Genomic DNA, 19,011 nt, shown 5'->3' with positions numbered 1-19,011 from the left:
CGTAGTTTTTCAACTAACAATTTGCTTATTTCGCTTTTATTTCATTTGCTGGATCTTTTTCTGGATCAATCGGTTGAATAGAAAGATCACTTTTTGTGTCATAAAAAGGAACAGTATCAGCTGATACCGATTGAGGATGAGTTGAATGTTGAGATAGATTTTTAGGTTGAGTAGGCTCCTTAAGTTTAGAAAGAAAGGACGATGTGTCTGGTTGTGGCGAATTCGACTCATGTAAAGCAGAATTGAACACATCAGATGTACCACTTGTCGGCTTAAGATAGAGAACAACGGCGACCAAGCCGACCAATACAAGAAGGGAAGCAATAATTTTCATCTGTCATATCTCTGTTTTTTTGTTTATAGATATCTATTTTTATTTTTGATTATTCGAAATAAAGCGCTATTTCTTTCAATATATTTCATGTGAAATTTCTATTTCATGAAATATACAAACCTGAGAAAAGCTAAAGTACCTTTTCCCGAATAAGCAAAAATACAGTTCTGCCCTGTACATTTATATTTCTGGCAGAATATGGTTCAAAAAAGTGCTAAAAAAGCACTCCATTCTCATAATAAGCAATAATTATGCCGTTTCCTCTAATAAATAATTAGATTCACATCACATTTAAAGATATAAAGGACAAGTCGAGAAAAACCGAAAGAGAAAAAATTAAAGGATATTTTTTAAAAAAGGAAAGATAAGCGAGCTTAATTAGAATATCTAACAAATAAATGTTCTTTTTCACTTTATTATTAATTTTTATTAATCTTCACAATTTATCCCTAGTCTGTTTACTCAACGTAACACTGTTGTAACATTTTGATGAAGACAGTTCACAAGACTATATTCCCTTGGCTATGATTCGTTTGCGTTTATGAAATACCTCACTAAAAGGGTATATTCTTTGAAGGATATCGCAATGAAAATGATGAAAACAGCTATCGTTACTGCAAGTGTTCTTGCTTCTGCCTCTATTTTTGCACAAAGTGCGGGCGTTAATGCAGGTGCTTCTGCTCAAGTAAATGTACAACCGGGTGGTCTTGTTAGTGGCGTAGCCAATACAGTCAAAAATACTGCTCATAATGTAGGTAGCTCAGCGAAGCATGCCGGTCATGTAGCGGCTGACACTACAGTTAAAGCAACAAAAAAAACAACAGGAAAAGTGACTGAACTTTCTTCTAAAGCTGCAAATGGTACAAAACATTTTGCTGCCGAAGCTGCGACAGGTACTAAAAATGTAGCAACTAAAGCCGCAACTGGTACTAAACATTTTGCTACCGAAGCAGTAACAGGTACTAAAAATGTAGCGACTAAAGCTGCAAACGGTACTAAAAACTTAGCAGTTGAAGCGAAAGCTGATACAAAAGCAGGTGTTGATGCTGTAAAAGCTAAAGTTGCAGAAAAACAAGCAGACCAAAAAGAATTTACTGCTGAAAAACAAGCTAATGCTCAAGCGCATGTAGATGCTGTAAAAACTCGTGTAGCTCAAAACCAAGCTGAGCAAAAAGAGTTTGTAGCTGACACTAAAGCTGATGCTCAAGCAAAATTAAATGCAGCTCAACCAGCTCATGGAGTTAACGCTCAAACAGGTGTAAACGTTGGTGTTAATGTTGCTGGTATTAATGCAAATGCAAACGTAAATGCAGGCGCTCAAGCGACTACACAAAAAGCTGAAAAGAAATCTTTTATTAAAGGCCTTTTCGGTAATAACTAATCCGTTATAAATAAAAAAGGGCAATTAATTGCCCTTTTTTATTTCTCAAAAAACAAGTATTCAATTCGCTTCAGTTAAAACTAAGCCCGCACGCAAACCAAGCTTCACATTTGGATTTGGAAATAAAATCCAGACCTGATCTTGCTCAACCACATAATTACCAGAAGGTTGAGTTGCAATGATTTCACCTTTGGTAAAAGTCGAAAAATTCGGAGCTTCAGCAGATAAATTCATCTGGAAGTCTTCATCTTTTTTAATTAAAGAATCAGACACTTTAAAGACTCGAATTTTTGTTTTATTGCGTAGCGGTAAGGCTTGCTCAGAAACTACATTACGAATAACTTCATCAATTGCAGCAAATTGGCTCAAGTCATTTTGCCCAAATGGCAAGGCTTTGCCTAACTCTAAAGTTGCGCTCGCCGCTTTAAAACTCTCACTCGTAAAATGTGTAAACGTTTTACCTACCGCATTGTGATAAACCAAAGCATCTAAATCGGCTGCTTCAAGACTTGCTGTTAAATCAGCATCATAACCATGCGTTTGATATGGAAATAAAGCAAACGTTGGTAACAATGAAGCACGAATTGCTGTGTGTAAATCATAGTGATAGCGTTTAGCGTCACTTGCACTTTCTTGAAAGAAGTTTGTGACAACTTGCTCTAAAACTTCAGCACGCTTTGATTCCTCATTCACGGCTAGAGTTTTATATCCACCACAAAACATTCGGTTTACATCATCATGCACATAGCGTTTGCCTTGACGCATTGCATAAGGGTTCCCCAATACAAGCAGCAACCTCACAGCAAGGTTTAAACGCCCTGCAAATAAATCCGTGCAAAGATGAGATAATAATTCAATTGGTGCCGTTTCATTACCATGCACTCCAGCTGACAGTACGACAGCTTTGTCGTACTGTGCGTTTGGCGTACATTCAAGAAGTCCTTCACCCAACCAACGCCAAGAAAAATTATTTTGTTTTCCTTCGCGAGTTATAGGCTGCTCACCTTGTAAGGTTAATGCTAGAAAATCTTGCATGTCACCTCCTCATTATTTTTGGAAAGGATAAACCGAACCCAAACCTAAAATTTTGGTCAGTTCGTCAAGTGCCATACGGCTTTCCATTAACAAATGCGGATCAGCCAGATCTTCTTGTGCTAAACGATCACGATAATGTTTATCAACCCATTGATTGAGTGTGCCAAACAACTGATCGTTCATGAGTACTTTTGGATTTACGGCATTTAACTCAGTTTCGTTTAAAGCTACACGTAAACGTAGACAAGCTGGACCACCACCGTTACGCATACTTTCACGTAAGTCATATACCTGAATAGCATCAATTGGTGTGCCCATTTGAATCATGTCATTCAAATAGCCCCAGACTGCTGCATTTTGACGAGACTCTTCCGGTACAACAATAGTCATTCCACCATCAGGACGAGTCAAAATTTGGCTATTAAATAAATAGGTTGCTACGGCATCGTCAACGGTAACACGGTTTTCAGGGACTTCAATCGAAATAAAATCTTCACCGATGCTTGCCATTTTTTGACGAATTTCAGCAAAAGCCTGATCCTGATTTAAAAAGGCATGTTGATGGTGGAATAAAACCTGTTGGTTACTTACCGCGATCACATCATTATGGAAAACGCCCTGATCAATTACATCCGGATTTTGCTGAACAAAAACAGTATGTGCATCATCTAAACGGTGCAAACGTGCAATTGCTTCACTTGCCTCGCGCGTTTGACGAGCAGGATAACGTTTTGGTCCCGGCAAGCCATTATTTAAATGTTGTTGACCATAAACAAACACCTGAACACCGCGCTTAGCATAATCACCACCTAAACGATTGTGATTTGCTGCACCTTCGTCCCCAAACAAAGCCACTTGTGGCAATGCTTCGTGATGTACAAAGTGGCGTTCATTTTTAAAGATGGCTTGTAAAACTTGGCTTGTAGTTTCAGCTTCAATTGAACGATGAAACTTATTGTTCAAGTTCGCTGCTGTGAAATGCACACGCTCATCTTGACTATCCGCAGAAGGTGAAACGGTAGCTGCATTGGCAGTCCACATTGGAGAAGCTGAACTTAAAGATGACAATAGTTCAGGTGAATGACGCATTGCTTGAGCAACAACGCTAATGTCATCACCTGTAAAACCTAAACGGCGTAACATTGGAACATGTGGACGCTCATGCGGAGCAAGTACACCTTGTTTCATTCCCATATCAGCCAAAGCTTTCATCTTTAGCAAACCTTGTTTAGCTGCTAATTTTGGATTCGAGGTATTATTACGGTTTTTTGTCGATGCTTCATTACCAAACGACAAACCCGCGTAGTGATGTGTTGGTCCCACTAAACCATCGAAATTTACTTCATATCCTTTCATTTTTTCTTTCCCTAGTGTTTAAGGCAACACAATCCCTGGAGATAATTTTTCTGGTAAGGTTAAGCTGTCACTTTCAAGTGATGCCATTGGCCAAGCACAATAGTCGGCAGCGTAAAAAGCACTCGCACGGTGATTACCTGACGCCCCCACACCACCAAACGGTGCAGCACTTGAAGCCCCAGTTAATGGCTTATTCCAATTCACAATACCAGCACGTGCTTCGATGAGTAAGTCATCAAACAGTTCACGTTTTGGTGAAACCAAACCAACTGACAAGCCAAAACGAGTTGCGTTAGCAATTTTTAATGCTTCATCAAAGTTGTCATAACGTTGAATAGTAGTAAGCGGACCAAAATATTCTTCATCCGGAATATCTTTCACGCCTGTGACATCAACAATACCTGGAGTAAGTAGAGAGCTGTCTTCTTGAGGACGCGTCATGGCTAATAAACTTTTTGCACCCAGCTCAAGTAACTTTTGCTGAGCATTCATCATGTTTGTTGCAGCAACTGACGAGATTACCCCACCCATAAATGGTTGTTGTTCATCATTCCAACGACCAACTTTTAGGTTTTTAGCAACTTCAACAAAACGTTGAATAAATGCATCACCTTCAGCACCATTTTTTACCAAGATGCGGCGCGCACATGTACAACGCTGACCTGCCGAAACAAAAGCAGATTGAATAGCAAGATTAACTACTGCATCGACATCAACAATTTCATCAATAATCAATGCATTATTGCCACCCATTTCAAGCGCAAGAATTTTTTCAGGTGCCCCCGCCATTTGCTTATGCAAGTGATAACCAGTGTTTGCACTTCCGGTAAACAATAAACCATCAATTTCATTTGAAGCAGCTAGCGCCTCACCCGTGGTACGACCACCTTGCACCAAGTTCATCACACCATTTGGCAGACCAGCTTGCTGCCAAAGTTTTACAGTTTCTTCAGCAGTCCAAGGCGTTAATTCACTTGGTTTAAATACAACTGTGTTGCCAGCAAGCAATGCAGGAACAATATGCCCATTTGGTAGATGGCCCGGGAAGTTATATGGACCGAAAACTGCAAGCACACCATGCGGACGATGACGTAAAGATGCTACCCCATCGGCCATTTCAGTTGAGCTTTCGCCTGTACGCTGGTGGTAAGCGCGAATCGAAATCGCAACTTTGCCAATCATTGATTGAACTTCAGTTAACGTTTCCCAAAATGGCTTACTGGTTTCTTGGCTAATGACTTCTGCTAAATGCTTTTTATTTTCTTCAAGCAAAGCGGCAAATTTTTCAACAATCGCTACACGCTCTGCAAGTGGTAAACGCGCCCAAGCTGGAAACGCAGTACGCGCTGCCTGACAAGCTTGCTCGACATCAGTAGCAGTAGCCTCGGTACCTGACCATACAGTTTGGTTATCAATCGGATTTGTTTTCTCAAATGTTGCGCCGCTGCCTTGTAACCAGACACCGTTTATAAATAAAGAGTTTGACATCAGGATACTTCCATTGGATTTAGTGATAACACACGAACAACGTGACCTTCTTGTACACCGAGTTTTTCAGCTTGTTCATGTGTTAAATTTATTGTGTTATCAACAAGATCAAGCTTTAACAACATTGCCTTATAGTCATGATAATTATCATTGGCAATGAGATATTGGGTCTTACCGACCGCAGCTTCACTTGTAATTTTGACGTTTAGTAACTGACTTTCTTTTACTGCTCGCAATTCATCAATATTGGCTTCAATGGTTGGACCAGCATCAAAAATATCGACATATCCTTGATAGCGTAAGCCTTCCGACTCAAGCACATGATAAGCAGGTAAAGTTTGTGGATGCATTTTTCCAATTACCTCTTGCGCATCTTTTGGCAAGAGATCTACATAGACTGGAAAACGTGGCATAAGCTCTGCAATAAACACTTTTTGCCCAATTCCACTCAAATAGTCTGCAGTTGAAAAATCCATATTAAAGAAATGGTGACCAATCGCATCCCAAAATGGAGAACATCCATTTTCGTCCGAGAAACCACGCATTTCAGCAATTAACTTTTTCTCGAAATATTGCTTAAAGGCAGCGATAAACATAAAACGGATTTTCGATAAGAATTTACCGTTTTGGTTTTCACGACGCTCTGGATCTAAAAATAGTGTACAGAGTTCACTACTACCTGTTCTGTCATTACTTAAAAATAAAGTAGGTAATGACTTATAGACATTTAATGCTTTTGAAGCGTGTACTTGAGTACCAACATGAAAGTTGTACCAAGGTTCAATGAGCCCTACAGCAACTTCAATTGCACTTAATCCAATAACACGTTGAGCTTCTGTATCTTCAAGAACAAACAGATAGCCTTGTTCACTTTTATGGACATTGCCATTTAAAGTATTGCGAGTACGTGAAATTCGAGCCGAAAGTGTATCCATATTTTGTGGCAAGGAAGTCAGGCCTACACCCGACTTACCCGCTAATTTATAAATATCTTCAAGGTCTCGAAACTCGGCATGACGGACAATCATCATGGCTAGCTTTCCTTTTTTTTATTTAGCCAATTTAGCCAATGCTCTTTTTAAACGAGCAATCCCTTCATCAATATCTTGTTCAGGAATGATAAGCGACGGAGTAAAACGAACCACATTCGGGCCTGCAATTAAAGCAAGTAAACCTTCTTCACCAGCCCAAGTCGTAATATCTTTAGCTTTCCCTGCATACTCAGCTTTTAATACGCAACCAATGAGTAAGCCTTGACCACGAATTTCTTCAAAAATCGGGTACTCAGTATTTAATTTATTTAATGCGTCTAGGAAATATTGATAACGATGTTTTACACCTTCAAGTACTTCAGGCGTATTAATAAACTCAAATACTGCCCCTGCTACCGCACTCGCTAACGGGTTACCACCATAAGTCGTACCATGTGTACCCACTGAAAAATGCGGAGCAAACTTATCGGTTGTTAGCATTGCGCCTACTGGGAAACCACCACCTAGTGCTTTTGCAGTCGTTAACACATCTGGAATAACGCCAGAGTTCATGTAAGCATACAGTGCACCTGTACGACCTACACCAGTTTGCACTTCATCAAAAATAAGTAAGGCACCGAACTCATCACACAGTGTTCTTAAGCCTTTTAAAAATTCGATGTCAGCAGGAATAACGCCGCCTTCACCTTGGATCGGTTCAACAATCACGGCACAAGTTTGTTCATTAATGACCGCTTTTGCAGCTTCTAAATCATTAAAGGCAACATGGTTGATACCATTTGGAAGAGGTGCAAAGTCTTGTGAATATTTAGGTTGACCCCCCGCCGAAACGGTAAATAAGGTACGGCCATGAAACGCATTGTTAAATGCCACAATGCCACTTTTGCCAGCAACACCGCTGTCTAGTCCAACTTTACGAGCTAGTTTTAAAGCAGCTTCGTTCGCTTCTGCACCTGAGTTACAGAAGAAAACCTTGTCTGCAAATGTATTTTCAGTGAGTTGTTTTGCAAGGCGTAGAACGGGTTCATTTGTATAACCGTTACCGACATGCCAAAGTTTTGTTGCTTGTTCTGTTAAAGCATTTACTGCCACTGGATGCGCATGACCTAATGCATTTACTGCAATCCCGCCTGCAAAATCGATATATTCTTTATTTTCTTGATCCCAAATACGTGAACCTTCGCCACGTACCGGAATGAAATTTGCCGGTGCAAAAACTGGAACCATCCAGTCGTTAAAGTTGCTTCGAGTTACAGAAATTGGCTGTTCCATGCTTACCTCAGTATTTATTTAATATATTCGATAACACTTAAATTTGAATAATTCAGAAAAAGGGACTGAACAAATAAACCCTATAACATCCTTTATATTTGTTCAGACCACTTTTTCTAAAAGTAATTTCCGCAGATTAGCCTGGGAAAATACCGCGTTCCTTACGAGCTTTTAAGATACGCTCACATGCCAAGATGTAAGCCGCTGTACGTAAAGTACAAGCGTTGCTGTTTGCTGTATTCCAAACATCTTCCATAGCTTGAACCATCAACTTGTCTAAACGTTCGTTGATTTCTTCTTCGCTCCAGAAGTAGCTCGCCATGTCTTGAACCCATTCAAAGTAACTTACAGTTACACCGCCGGCGTTACATACCACGTCAGGAACTACAACAATGCCACGCTCAACTAATACGTCTTCAGCTTTAGGATATGTCGGGCCGTTTGCGCCTTCTAAAATCAACTTAGCTTTAAGTTTTTGAGCACGTTCAACAGTGATTTGGCCTTCTAATGCAGCTGGAACAATAATGTCAACTTCAGCTGTCCAGAAATCTTCGTCAGCAATTGATTGAGCGCCGGCAAAACCACCAACACCTTGATTTGCATTTACGTGATCACGTAAGGCTTCAAGATCAATACCATCAGCATTGAAAATTGTGCCAGTGTGGTCTTGAACGTGTGTAACTTTCGCTTTTGATTCAACAAACAAGAAAGCTGCTTCACTACCTACGTTACCAAAACCTTGAATAGCAACTTTCGCGCCTTCAATTGGTAAATTAATTTTTGCTGCTACTTCACGACCTGTAACGAATACGCCACGACCAGTTGCTTTTACACGACCTAAAGAACCGCCTAAGTGAACTGGTTTACCAGTTACAACACCAGTTACCGTGTGACCTTGGCTAGTAGAATAAGTATCCATCATCCAACCCATGATATTGGCATTCGTACCAACGTCTGGAGCAGGAATATCTTTTTGAGGCCCAATAATATGACCAATTTCAGTCGTATAACGACGAGTCAAACGCTCTAATTCACGAGTTGATAATTTACGTGGATCAACACGGATACCACCTTTTGCACCACCAAATGGCAAATTCAAAACAGCAGTTTTAATTGTCATCCATGCAGACAACGCCATCACTTCATTCAAATCAACATTTGGATGGTAACGAACACCGCCTTTACCCGGACCACGAGACAAGTTGTGTTGTACACGGTAACCTTCAAAGTGCTGGATCGAACCGTCATCCATCACGATTGGCACGTCAACAATAAGCGCACGCTTAGGACGTTTTAAAGTATCGATATAATCAGCTAAGTGTTCTAAATATGGCGCTACACGGTCAATTTGTGCCAAGTAAGTTTGCCATGCATCGCTATGTTCGTTTACGTATGAAAGATCTGACATCTTTTTTCCTATATACCTTCATAGACTCAGATTTGATAAATCCGTAGTCTTTATTATTCAGCAACCAAAACCTTGCAATAACAAAGTCTTAGTTTATTTACTAAACCTTCTGCTCTTCTAAAGCATTAGATTTTTTAAATTCCATTTGTTGATACTAAAAGTATGATCTACTTTTATATATCGATATCTTTTACAAGCTTTCTTTCATGTAACTTACTGTTTATAAAGCTATCTTTATAAAAGCAAAGTTTAACCACAACCCACTTAATCCAGTCGGCTGAAATATAAATACAAAAGAAATGGCATAACCGTTTGGGAGTTAAAAAGAACGATGATTTATAAAAAAATCATATGTCCATAAAAATTATTTTGACTAATCGATAGATCCCTCCATTAGTCTTTTTAAAAATAAACATTGTTCAATAATGCTACAGATTAATTATCTCTACACACACCGCTTAAAATTAAGCCGGAACATAGCTATAAAATCTTCCAATAAATATAGCATAGAGCACACTCATTTAGAACATTTTAAAATAAATAAGCAGAGAAAAAATAATCAAATCGCACTAATCTTTATAATAAAAAAACAACAAATATTAAAAAAAGCTTAACTTTAATAAAAAAAATTTATAGAAAACATAAAATCATAATTTAAAAAAATACACCAAATTAAAATCATAAATAACAATAACTTAAAAATTAATCACCTTTATGAATTTGTCAAAAAATTATACCCTCTCTACATTAAATCTATAATAAGTCCATTTCTAATTCATATTTTATAAAAACCCAAAAACCTCTTTATCAAATAACCGAGCTAAACATAGACTTAATCAACTATTAATAATAAATAAATATTAATAAGAATCCGATAAATGGTAATTTTATAAAACAATATTTGTTTTCATGATCAAAAATAAAACTTCATTTTTAAAAAAAATATAGAAATTCTTTCTTTTGTAGTTCCTCTAAGGCACAAAAAAAGGCCCCTTTCGGGACCTTTAAAAACACATTTTTCGACTAAAAAGCTTAGCTTTGCACTAGATCTTTCTTTCGATAAAAAATGAAGTAGCTTGCATAACATAAAATGATAAAAATAATGCAGCAGATAAAACCAACTTGCATAGATGGGTCAAACACCATACTGATACAGGTAACGATACAGAACAGCCCACCTACAATTGGAGTAAGAGGGAAAAGAGGTGCCGCGAAGCGTAAATCTTTTGCTGTTTTACCTGACTTATACCACTGTCTACGGAAGTTAAATTGTGAAACGCAAATCGCAATCCAAACCACAACCATCGTAAAAGCAGCTACTCCCAACAAATTCTTAAAAATTGTTTCTGGCGCGAATTGTTCTGAAAGCAACCCAGGAATTGCACCAAACATAGTTACGGTAATGGCAACAATCGGTGTTCCAGAAGGAGTTAATTTAGAAAATATTTTTGGTAACTGATTTTTCGCCGAAAGCGACCACATCATACGCGAAGCAGCAAACAACCCAGAATTTGCAGCAGAAAGTAAAGCCGTAATAATTACAAAGCGGATAATATCTTCTGCATATGGAATACCAATATAGTTAAATACCGTCACAAAAGGACTATTACTTACTTCATTTGCACTAAGGCCTGCAAGCTGGAACGGCAGTAATGAACTAATCACCACAATTGTACCAACAAAGAAAATCAGTAAACGCCAAATAGCCGCATTGATTGCTTTAGGAACTGTCTGTGCTGGATTCTCAGCTTCCCCCGCAGCTACTCCAATTAATTCTGTGCCCGAAAAAGCAAAGTTAACAATCAGCATAGTAGCAAAAATTGGGAAGAGACCGTTTGGGAACCAACCGTGAGCAGTCAGGTTACTAAATAATGGCGCTGTTTCATGTCCTTGGTAAGGAATAAAGCCAAAAATTGCCAGTAGACCTAAACCAATAAAACAGATGATTGTAATAACTTTGACGAGGGCCAACCAGAATTCAGATTCGGCAAATAATCGAGTTGAACTGATATTAAGGAAAAAAACTAAGGCGCCAAAAAAAAGAGTCCAAGCCCATACCGAGGTAGATGGAAACCACTCCTGCACCAATAAAGCTGCCGCAGTAAACTCAGTCCCCAAAGTTGCAGTCCAAGTTAACCAATAGAGCCAAGTAATCATATAGCCCGTACCCGGACCAATATAACGGCGGGCGTATTCACCAAAAGAACCTGATTCCGGTACATGAACCGCAAGCTCACCAAGGCATAACATCACGGTATAGGCAATTAAACCGCCCAAAAAATAAGAAATAATTGCGCCAATTGGGCCTGCTTGGGAAATTACATCACCAGACCCTAAAAAAAGACCTGTACCTATGGCACCGCCAAGGGAGATCATCACCAAATGTCGAGTACTCATTGCTCGTTTCAAAGGTGCAGAACTTCCATGTTGCGATGCATCATTATTCCGATAATTTAATGATTGCATATAAAAAACTGTAACGACAATTTAGTAAAAAATCATTTTAGGAGAAAAAAATAAATATGCAATTATCTTTGAATAGTGAACTTATTTTAACCAAGCCCTTCAGGTAAAAATAAAATATATAGTAAAAACATTTAGTTATATTTTTTTATAGCTATAACTGTATTTTAATTAATCTTATATTATTTCTACAATTTATGTATTATGAAAACCCATTTATTTTTAAATATAATATTTATATACATTACTGGTTATGCCTACTTTAAATACAGCAGATCACCATATAATAAACCTACTATTTATTTAAATAATGAATTTTAAAATAATATACAAATAAGTTTATAAAAAAATATTTTTTCAGCAAAAAATAAAGCCCAAACCTAAAGGTCTGAGCTTTATTTAAACACTATAAAGTTTTAATAGCTGATGGTAGTCAACTGTTCTGTAGGTTGAATTGAACCTTCCGTAAATTCACACAGCCCTTGTTCATCACAAGATAAATTTAGTTGCTTATAGCTAATCGCAAAGCATTCGGAATATTTTTTGATTAGAAAAGGACTCATATCCGATGTTAAAGGCTCTTCACTCTTGAACAATTTAATAATCTTACGATCATTCATCGCTAACAAATAAACTTCATTATTTAATTCAATATGCACTACACCGGTTTGCTCAGCCACAATTGGAACCAAATAAGATTTATTCGCCAGTAGAGTATCTACTGTATAACTTTCAAACTTTGAATTGATAAGGTTGAATACCAAAATTAAACCAAAGCTAGTCTGCAAGCCTTCTGTGTAATTTGCATCTTCTTGAATTCGCAGCACTTTAATACCAAGCTTTTGAAAGTCTAACTCAGTTGCTTGATTTGTTTTTATCAGACTACGTGTAATAGCCTGTTTAAGTGGGTTATCAAAATAACGTTCATCTAACTGAAAATCATTTTGACGCAATATTTTTAACAACATTTCATCATGTTGGGTAAGAACATGCGCAAGTACATTACGGAAGTAAAACTTACTTTGTTTTTTGACCTTACGAACTTGCTGATAAAAATAGATTTCATCGAAATCATGTTCAATAAAATCATGTAATAAACTTGAACTAGCCAATACAGACAATGCTTCATGACCTGTAAATGGTAAATGAATCGTATGTAAGCTAGGTAACAGCTCTTTTATTTTTAAGTAATGTTCACGGTCAATCGAGAAATATGGGTCATAAACAATAACGTATTCACGCGCTGCATCGACATCTTGCGGCTGAATCTGCATGTCCTTGTTTGCTACCGAATCAAAAAACTCAGCGTAGCGTCGGTCTTCAACATGCTCTGGGTCAATTGAATATTGAGGCACAAATGCAATCACACGGTTCATATTCAATAAATTAGAATATTTGATTGCCGCATAGCCGCCCATTGAACCGCCATAACCCACAATATTTTTAAAGCCTTCTAGAATAGGCGAAATTGCTTTTGCCAGCTCAATCATGCTTGCTTGAGGAAACCATGATTTTTGTTTTGGCATTACCCCAATAACATTATATTGGTATTTAATTAGAGACTTTTCAGCATTGATAGATAAGCCACTCGCTCTGGTAATCAAATCGCCAAAAGAGAGAACTAATGTATTAGAATCGCCTGGTAAAAAAATGGCTCTAATGTGTTCGTCTTCAAAAATAATTTGCTTATCCATGCTCACACCGAAAGAAAATTTACTCCCACATACAACGTCAAAAATGAAACAAAATAGGTGTTTTGCCAATTTATGATTGCGGAGTATCTTATTTTATAGATGCCAGTCAGATTAAAAAGCGCAAAATATGACACAATCCTTACATCCTGCCGCTCAAAAAGGCTTCAGCTCAGCTGCTGAACTTTATCAGCAAGTTAGACCTAATTATCCCGCAGAAATAGTAAGTTGGCTGCAAAATTGCCTACAAATACAGGAAAACTCTACTGTTATTGATCTTGGATCGGGTACTGGCAAATTCTTACCCTACTTAAAACAAACACATGCTGATGTTATTGCAGTTGAGCCAATTGGCGAGATGTTACAGCAGCTTCAACAAGTTTATCCTGATATCAAAACATTACAGGCTTTTAGCCATTCAATTCCTGTAGCAGATCATAAAATTGATGCCATTATTTGTGCGCAATCTTTTCACTGGTTTGACAACCTCGACACCCTAACAGAAATGCATAGAGTATTAAAACCAGAAGGACATTTAGGGCTAGTTTGGAATCAACGCGACGAACGTACAGATTGGGTCAAGGCTTTAGCTGACTTCCTACTTCCTCTTGAAGGTGACACACCTCGTTACCATAGTGAAAAGTGGAAACGCGTATTTGAACAACAAGATTTATTCATATTTGATAGCCTACAAACATTCACACAGTCACAACACGGTTCTGTCGAACAAGTCGTGAGTAAACGTTTACTCTCTACCAGTTTTATTGCTGCAATGACTGAAAAAGATCAATTACAACTCAAAGCACAGTTTGAAAAAATTGTTTATGATTTTACGGGATTAGGTCCTCAAGATCAGATTGATTTTCCATACGTTACGTATGCATATCACTTTCAGAAAAGTACGTTACCCATTAAATAATTAGTGAATAGGTTTGGTTGAAAGTTATGAAGAAAACACCTCAAATCATATTAATGTCTTTGCTTTGCTCTAGCCTATTTCTGACTGCTTGTAAAAAAGCGGATGAGCCTGCTAAGACGGAGCAACCTTCTAGCACCTCATCTACCGATCAGGTTTTAGAAAAACTGAATGAAAGGCCTGTTAAGACCTTCCCTGCCACTGCTGATGATGCGCACGATATTGCGCTGTTAGAGGATTATGACCGTCGCTTTACAGAAATGAGTGACGAGATGGAAAGTGAATTAGCAAAAATGCATGAAGCTGGAACCCTCACTACAGAGTTTGAGCAACAGCGTACTCTCGATAATGTGCGCTCTGCTCTAACCATGTTAAAAGATTTAGATTTAAAAACTGAGCAGGGCCGTTACATTCAGGGACTACTCTATCAATATTGGGAAAACCAAGAAAAACACTTGAGTGATAAGCAAGCCAATAAAGATGAACAGATCAATGATCTTGCCGACTATTTACAAGCACAAAATCAATTAAAATATTGGAAAGCATCGCAACAGAAATAAGCAATGTAGTGGTTATAAAAAAGCCTTCAAACTTATGAAGGCTTTTTTTTAAATTATATATTTTGCTTTTCAACCCAATGAATTGCCTGAACGCGGAATAACTCACATGCACCATCACCAGTATCAGTCGGCGTAAGTGAAGATTTCCAGACCAAATTTTTGTCCTTAATCTCGACAAGGTCACCTTTTAGATAAACTAAATCACCACGTTTAACCTGTTTAATCTGCTGAGCAATCTCAGGGTTTGCAGGAATGATGTGCATGTTAGACACCATTTGCATTGCTTGCTCTGCTGGAACAGGTAATTTAGGAATTTTCCAGTTTAAATAACGGTCATATTGTTTCACTGAAATATGACGTGCGATTTCAGGCTGAGCAAACAATCCCCAACTTACGGCATAGTCAATAGGAGAAAATTTAGCTTGTTCATCATTTTGATAAACTTTTGAACCCAAGATTCTGAAATTGCCTTGAAAAGGTTGTAATACAGAAATAGATTGATCTTTTTCTATCGGGCTCAAACCATTGGCAATATTATATTCACTTGAGGTCGATGCAAATGTTGAACTCATGCCAATCACGGCGAGTAAGCCCATCATCAAACGTTGTTTTTTCATCGTGTTACACCTCAAATATTGCTCGATCAAAGTGAATAGATCTTCAATTTATAATAGCTTTAAGCGATGAAAAAAATATCGAAATTTAGTAACAATACAGATCAATTTCGTCTATTTTTGTGCTGAATTAAACAGCTTGTTAATCTTCAAAATCTATTCTCAACGTTTCAAAACGAACCTTGCCTTGTTGAACAGCTTGTGCAATTGCCTGTTGACCCTTTGTAAGTCTAGCTCCACCACTTTTTACATCGAGCAAAATAATATTGATGTCTTCTGCCGTACCATCACCATCGCGAAAATCGGTATATCCATCAAAAATAATATAGTCCACCGGATCGCCCATGAATTTTGCATCACTTGGTAAATACTGAAATTCAGGTAAAACTGGAGCAAATTGTTCTGCCATTTTTCCTTTCAACACCGCACGACTTGTATTTACACTTCTCTTTTGTGCTTGAGTAAGCGCTTGTTGATGCTCTAGTTCAAGTTCAGCAATATATTGCTCATATTCAGCCTTAATTCGTCCATTACGTGTATTTGATAAAATAAGAGTAGTGATAATGATGCCAATTCCAGCACCAATAAGCATGGCAAGCCATACAGACATAAATTTTCCTTAAAAAGCACGAATTAAGATTACAGATCTAATCATATCTAAAATAACGAAACAGCTTAAACTTTTGTCAAATGTGGTCATCTCCTTCACATAAAAAGATGCTAAGGTATAAAACATAAACAAATGTGCTGCTGAAAATAATTGGATTTATGAAAACGATACTTATTGCAAATCAAAAGGGCGGATGCGGAAAAACCATGACGGCCATTACGTTGGCAACAGCATTGGCACAAAAAGGATATAAAGTAGCATTAGCAGATTCGGACAATCAAAAATCGGCTTTACAATGGTTAAAACAGCGCCCTGATAGCGTTGCAACGATTCAAAGCCTAGACTGGCGTCATGAGAAATCAATTGGTGATGCACCCAAAAATTTGGATTATTTAATTATTGATGCGCCTGGTGCTCTGTCAGGTGAGCATGCTGAACAACTTATTAGTGAAGCTCATGCCATTATTACTCCGCTTCAGCCTTCATTTTTTGACATAGACAGTACTCGTCGATTTTTGAAGCATTTACAAGATATTAAACGTATTCGCAAAGGCAAAGTACAGATTTTGCTACTTGCTAACCGTGTAAAACCAAACAGTGCCAGCTCAAAAGATATCCAGCAGTTCTTTGAAAAAATTGAACAGGAACCTGTTGCATGGATTGCTGAACGCACTGCGTATGGCAGCTTAGCAATGCAAGGTTTAAGCATTTTTGATAAACCGCAAAAAAACTTTATTAGTATCCAAAATCAATGGCAACCTGTTCTAAACAAGTTAATTGAAGATAAAGCTGAGTGGTTTTAAAGGAATTTTAGCCTTTGAAACTGGATGTATAAGGTTCTTTACATTACGGCCTTAAAATTTGCCTCAGGTTATTTTTCAGTTAATATGACTTTATTCTATGTAGAAAATTAGAGAAATATTGTTCGTGCATCCATACGCTCCTAATTTACAGCGCGTTTTATTGTTTGGGCTGTTTTTTATTTTGATTTTTTTAGGATTTAATATCCTGAAATATTTTATTGTTCCTGTACTTTGGGCTGCCATCATTGCATATATGACTTGGCCTATTTATTTAAGAATTCAGCGCTTTTTTGGAGAATCACGTAATACTTTAAACGCAACCCTAATGATTAGTCTGGTCATTTTGGTAGTTGGCATCCCCTTTACATGCGCGGTTTTTATTTTGCAGCATGAGGGACGTAACTTATATTTTGATTTACAACGTCAGGTTTTTTCGGGTCATTTAAGCGTTCCAGATTTTATTCGTGACCTTCCTTTTGTAGGAAAAGAGATTTCTCGTACACTCAATGAATTAAATAACGATCCTAATAGTACGATTCAAAATATCGCAGCTTGGGTACAAAGCCATTTAAGTTATGGCCGTGTGCTGCTTGGTGAAATTAGTAAAAATATTGTCAAACTTGGCTTTGCAGTATTTAGCCTATTTTTCTTCTATCGTGATGGTCAAATGATTTTATCTCAAGTGAGTAAAGCTTTAGAAATGGTCATTGGCCCTCGTATTCATCATTATCTCGATACAATTTCTGAAACAACTCGTGCAGTAGTCTATGGTGTCGGTTTAACTGCAATTGCTCAAGCCGTTTTAGCTGGATTAAGTTACTTCGTAGCAGGTGTACCAAACCCTATGGTACTCACGATTGTTACTTTCTTATTGGCTTTAATTCCATTTGGTACTCCAATTTCTTATTTAGGCGTTGGCTTATGGTTGTTCTCTCAGGGACAAACCATGGAAGCAATTGGTGTTGTGGTTTGGGGTGTGCTGATTGTTAGTAGCTCGGATAATGTGATTAGACCACTCGTCATTTCTGGTGCCACCAAAATTCCATTCTTATTAATTATGTTTGGCGTATTAGGCGGTATTGCGAGTTTTGGCTTGGTTGGATTATTTATTGGTCCTGTAATTCTGGCTATTTTATTGGCAATTTGGCGTGAATGGTTACATGAGACGATTGAGCCTGAACCTATGCCAAAAACGACCATGATTTATGATTCTGAGAGTGAATCCTCCAATGACAAAGAGTGACATAGAGATTTAATTTAAAAATGTTTCTAGATACAAATTAACTATTTAAATTAACTTGTAGGTCAGACCTGTGTTTGTTTGAATCAAACAATCATATATATTTATAAGGACATCCAATCATGCAGATGTTTAATAAAATTGGCGCAGTTTGTGCGCTTACAGCCCTTTTTACCGTTGGCTGTAGTTCGGTAACTAAAACTGTATCAGACACAGCCCAAGCATTAACCTCAATGCATACAAAAAAAGTGGTCGATGTAAATGAAGTGACAGCTAACGGTATTGGCAAAAAAATAGGTACGATTAGCTTTCAAGATAGCGACAAAGGTTTAATTATTACCCCTGCTCTTGCTGACTTACCAAGTGGTACTCGTGGTTTCCATATTCATGAAAACGCTTCTTGTGCACCTGCTGTAAAAGATGGAAAACCTGGCGCTGCTTTAGCTGCTGGTAGCCACTATAACCCGAACCAAGCCCCTCATCATGGTACTCCAACCACTGGCCATTTAGGCGATCTACCTGTTTTAGTTGTCGATAATACAGGTGTTGCAACAACTGCCGTAATCGCACCTCGATTAAAACTTGCTGATATTCAGGGTCGAGCGATTATGATCCATGCGGGTGGGGACAATTATTCAGACTCACCTCAACCTCTTGGCGGTGGCGGAGCACGAATTGCGTGTGGCGTGATTAAATAATTTATGTATTTTTCAAATTGTGGGTATCTAAAAAGATATCCACAATTTTGTTAATTTATTGATCGTTACAACTTAGTTTAAGTCTAATAAAATCTTAAAAAATGACTGACTTTTGTAGATAAAAAGAATAATATTTTTGAAGTAATAAAA

Annotated in this window: 17 protein-coding genes; 6 read left to right on the top strand and 11 right to left on the bottom strand. The window is 37.8% G+C overall.

The annotated features are described in order from the left end of the window. Nucleotides 1-25 precede the first annotated feature (25 nt). Nucleotides 26-334 carry a hypothetical protein gene (locus tag J690_RS14750; protein WP_032036666.1) on the bottom strand — a complete coding sequence of 103 codons (309 nt, stop codon included), beginning with the start codon at nucleotides 332-334 and terminating at the stop codon, nucleotides 26-28. A 586-nt stretch (nucleotides 335-920) separates the two neighbouring features. Between J690_RS14750 and J690_RS14745 the strand changes: the two genes are divergently transcribed. Continuing rightward, nucleotides 921-1,715 carry a hypothetical protein gene (locus J690_RS14745; RefSeq protein WP_032036665.1) on the top strand — a complete coding sequence of 265 codons (795 nt, stop codon included), beginning with the start codon at nucleotides 921-923 and terminating at the stop codon, nucleotides 1,713-1,715. A 60-nt stretch (nucleotides 1,716-1,775) separates the two neighbouring features. On the opposite strand, the gene astE is transcribed toward J690_RS14745, so the two are convergent. The 8 genes from astE to J690_RS14705 all read right to left on the bottom strand — a co-directional run bounded on the left by astE (nucleotide 1,776) and on the right by J690_RS14705 (nucleotide 13,423). Further along, on the bottom strand, nucleotides 1,776-2,750 hold the full coding sequence (astE, locus tag J690_RS14740) for a succinylglutamate desuccinylase (RefSeq protein WP_032036663.1): 975 nt from the start codon (nucleotides 2,748-2,750) through the stop codon (nucleotides 1,776-1,778). 12 nt (nucleotides 2,751-2,762) lie between these two features. Then, on the bottom strand, nucleotides 2,763-4,106 hold the full coding sequence (gene astB / locus J690_RS14735) for an N-succinylarginine dihydrolase (protein ID WP_002116805.1): 1,344 nt from the start codon (nucleotides 4,104-4,106) through the stop codon (nucleotides 2,763-2,765). A gap of 18 nt (nucleotides 4,107-4,124) precedes the next feature. Next, complete coding sequence (gene astD, locus J690_RS14730; protein WP_032036661.1) at nucleotides 4,125-5,594, bottom strand: succinylglutamate-semialdehyde dehydrogenase; 1,470 nt, start codon at nucleotides 5,592-5,594, stop codon at nucleotides 4,125-4,127. Continuing rightward, a complete protein-coding gene (gene astA / locus J690_RS14725; protein ID WP_002116871.1) occupies nucleotides 5,594-6,625 on the bottom strand; it encodes an arginine N-succinyltransferase in 1,032 nt (343 codons plus the stop codon). Before astA ends, astD begins: the two co-directional genes overlap by 1 nt. Nucleotides 6,626-6,643: 18 nt before the next feature. Next, nucleotides 6,644-7,858, bottom strand: a complete 1,215-nt coding sequence (locus tag J690_RS14720; RefSeq protein WP_032036659.1) for an aspartate aminotransferase family protein — start codon at nucleotides 7,856-7,858, stop codon at nucleotides 6,644-6,646. 136 nt (nucleotides 7,859-7,994) lie between these two features. Then, complete coding sequence (locus J690_RS14715) at nucleotides 7,995-9,266, bottom strand: Glu/Leu/Phe/Val family dehydrogenase (RefSeq protein ID WP_005078412.1); 1,272 nt, start codon at nucleotides 9,264-9,266, stop codon at nucleotides 7,995-7,997. A gap of 1,032 nt (nucleotides 9,267-10,298) precedes the next feature. After that, nucleotides 10,299-11,732 carry an amino acid permease gene (locus tag J690_RS14710; protein WP_005804571.1) on the bottom strand — a complete coding sequence of 478 codons (1,434 nt, stop codon included), beginning with the start codon at nucleotides 11,730-11,732 and terminating at the stop codon, nucleotides 10,299-10,301. Between the two features lie 413 nt (nucleotides 11,733-12,145). Beyond that, nucleotides 12,146-13,423 carry a hypothetical protein gene (locus J690_RS14705; protein ID WP_032036657.1) on the bottom strand — a complete coding sequence of 426 codons (1,278 nt, stop codon included), beginning with the start codon at nucleotides 13,421-13,423 and terminating at the stop codon, nucleotides 12,146-12,148. 127 nt (nucleotides 13,424-13,550) lie between these two features. On the opposite strand from J690_RS14705, the gene J690_RS14700 reads away from it, so the two are divergent. Together J690_RS14700 and J690_RS14695 are read left to right on the top strand one after the other, a co-directional pair. Then, complete coding sequence (locus J690_RS14700) at nucleotides 13,551-14,339, top strand: class I SAM-dependent methyltransferase (protein WP_032036655.1); 789 nt, start codon at nucleotides 13,551-13,553, stop codon at nucleotides 14,337-14,339. A gap of 26 nt (nucleotides 14,340-14,365) precedes the next feature. Next, entirely contained in the window at nucleotides 14,366-14,896 is a 531-nt protein-coding gene (locus tag J690_RS14695) for a hypothetical protein (RefSeq protein ID WP_078219767.1), read from the top strand. A 53-nt stretch (nucleotides 14,897-14,949) separates the two neighbouring features. Here the strand turns inward: J690_RS14695 and J690_RS14690 are convergent, their stop codons facing one another. Both J690_RS14690 and J690_RS14685 read right to left on the bottom strand, forming a co-directional pair. Further along, nucleotides 14,950-15,513 (bottom strand): hypothetical protein, encoded by a 564-nt coding sequence (locus tag J690_RS14690; RefSeq protein WP_032036652.1) that lies wholly within the window; start codon nucleotides 15,511-15,513, stop codon nucleotides 14,950-14,952. A 139-nt stretch (nucleotides 15,514-15,652) separates the two neighbouring features. Continuing rightward, entirely contained in the window at nucleotides 15,653-16,120 is a 468-nt protein-coding gene (locus tag J690_RS14685) for a Holliday junction resolvase-like protein (protein WP_002116954.1), read from the bottom strand. Nucleotides 16,121-16,278: 158 nt separating this feature from the next. On the opposite strand from J690_RS14685, the gene J690_RS14680 reads away from it, so the two are divergent. From J690_RS14680 to sodC, 3 genes are all read left to right on the top strand, one after another. Next, the gene (locus J690_RS14680) at nucleotides 16,279-16,923 is read left to right on the top strand and encodes a ParA family protein (protein WP_032036650.1); all 645 of its coding nucleotides are present in this window, start codon (nucleotides 16,279-16,281) and stop codon (nucleotides 16,921-16,923) included. Nucleotides 16,924-17,047: 124 nt separating this feature from the next. After that, a complete protein-coding gene (locus J690_RS14675) occupies nucleotides 17,048-18,166 on the top strand; it encodes an AI-2E family transporter (protein ID WP_005067168.1) in 1,119 nt (372 codons plus the stop codon). 125 nt (nucleotides 18,167-18,291) lie between these two features. Then, nucleotides 18,292-18,861, top strand: coding sequence for a superoxide dismutase family protein (gene sodC / locus J690_RS14670; RefSeq protein ID WP_075383285.1), 570 nt, complete (start codon nucleotides 18,292-18,294; stop codon nucleotides 18,859-18,861). Nucleotides 18,862-19,011 lie beyond the last annotated feature (150 nt).

The organism is Acinetobacter sp. 742879, assembly GCF_000588535.1.
GTDB lineage: Bacteria > Pseudomonadota > Gammaproteobacteria > Pseudomonadales > Moraxellaceae > Acinetobacter > Acinetobacter pittii.
The sequence above is the reverse complement of the archived record's forward strand: the minus strand, read 5'-3'. Positions and strand labels throughout refer to the sequence as shown.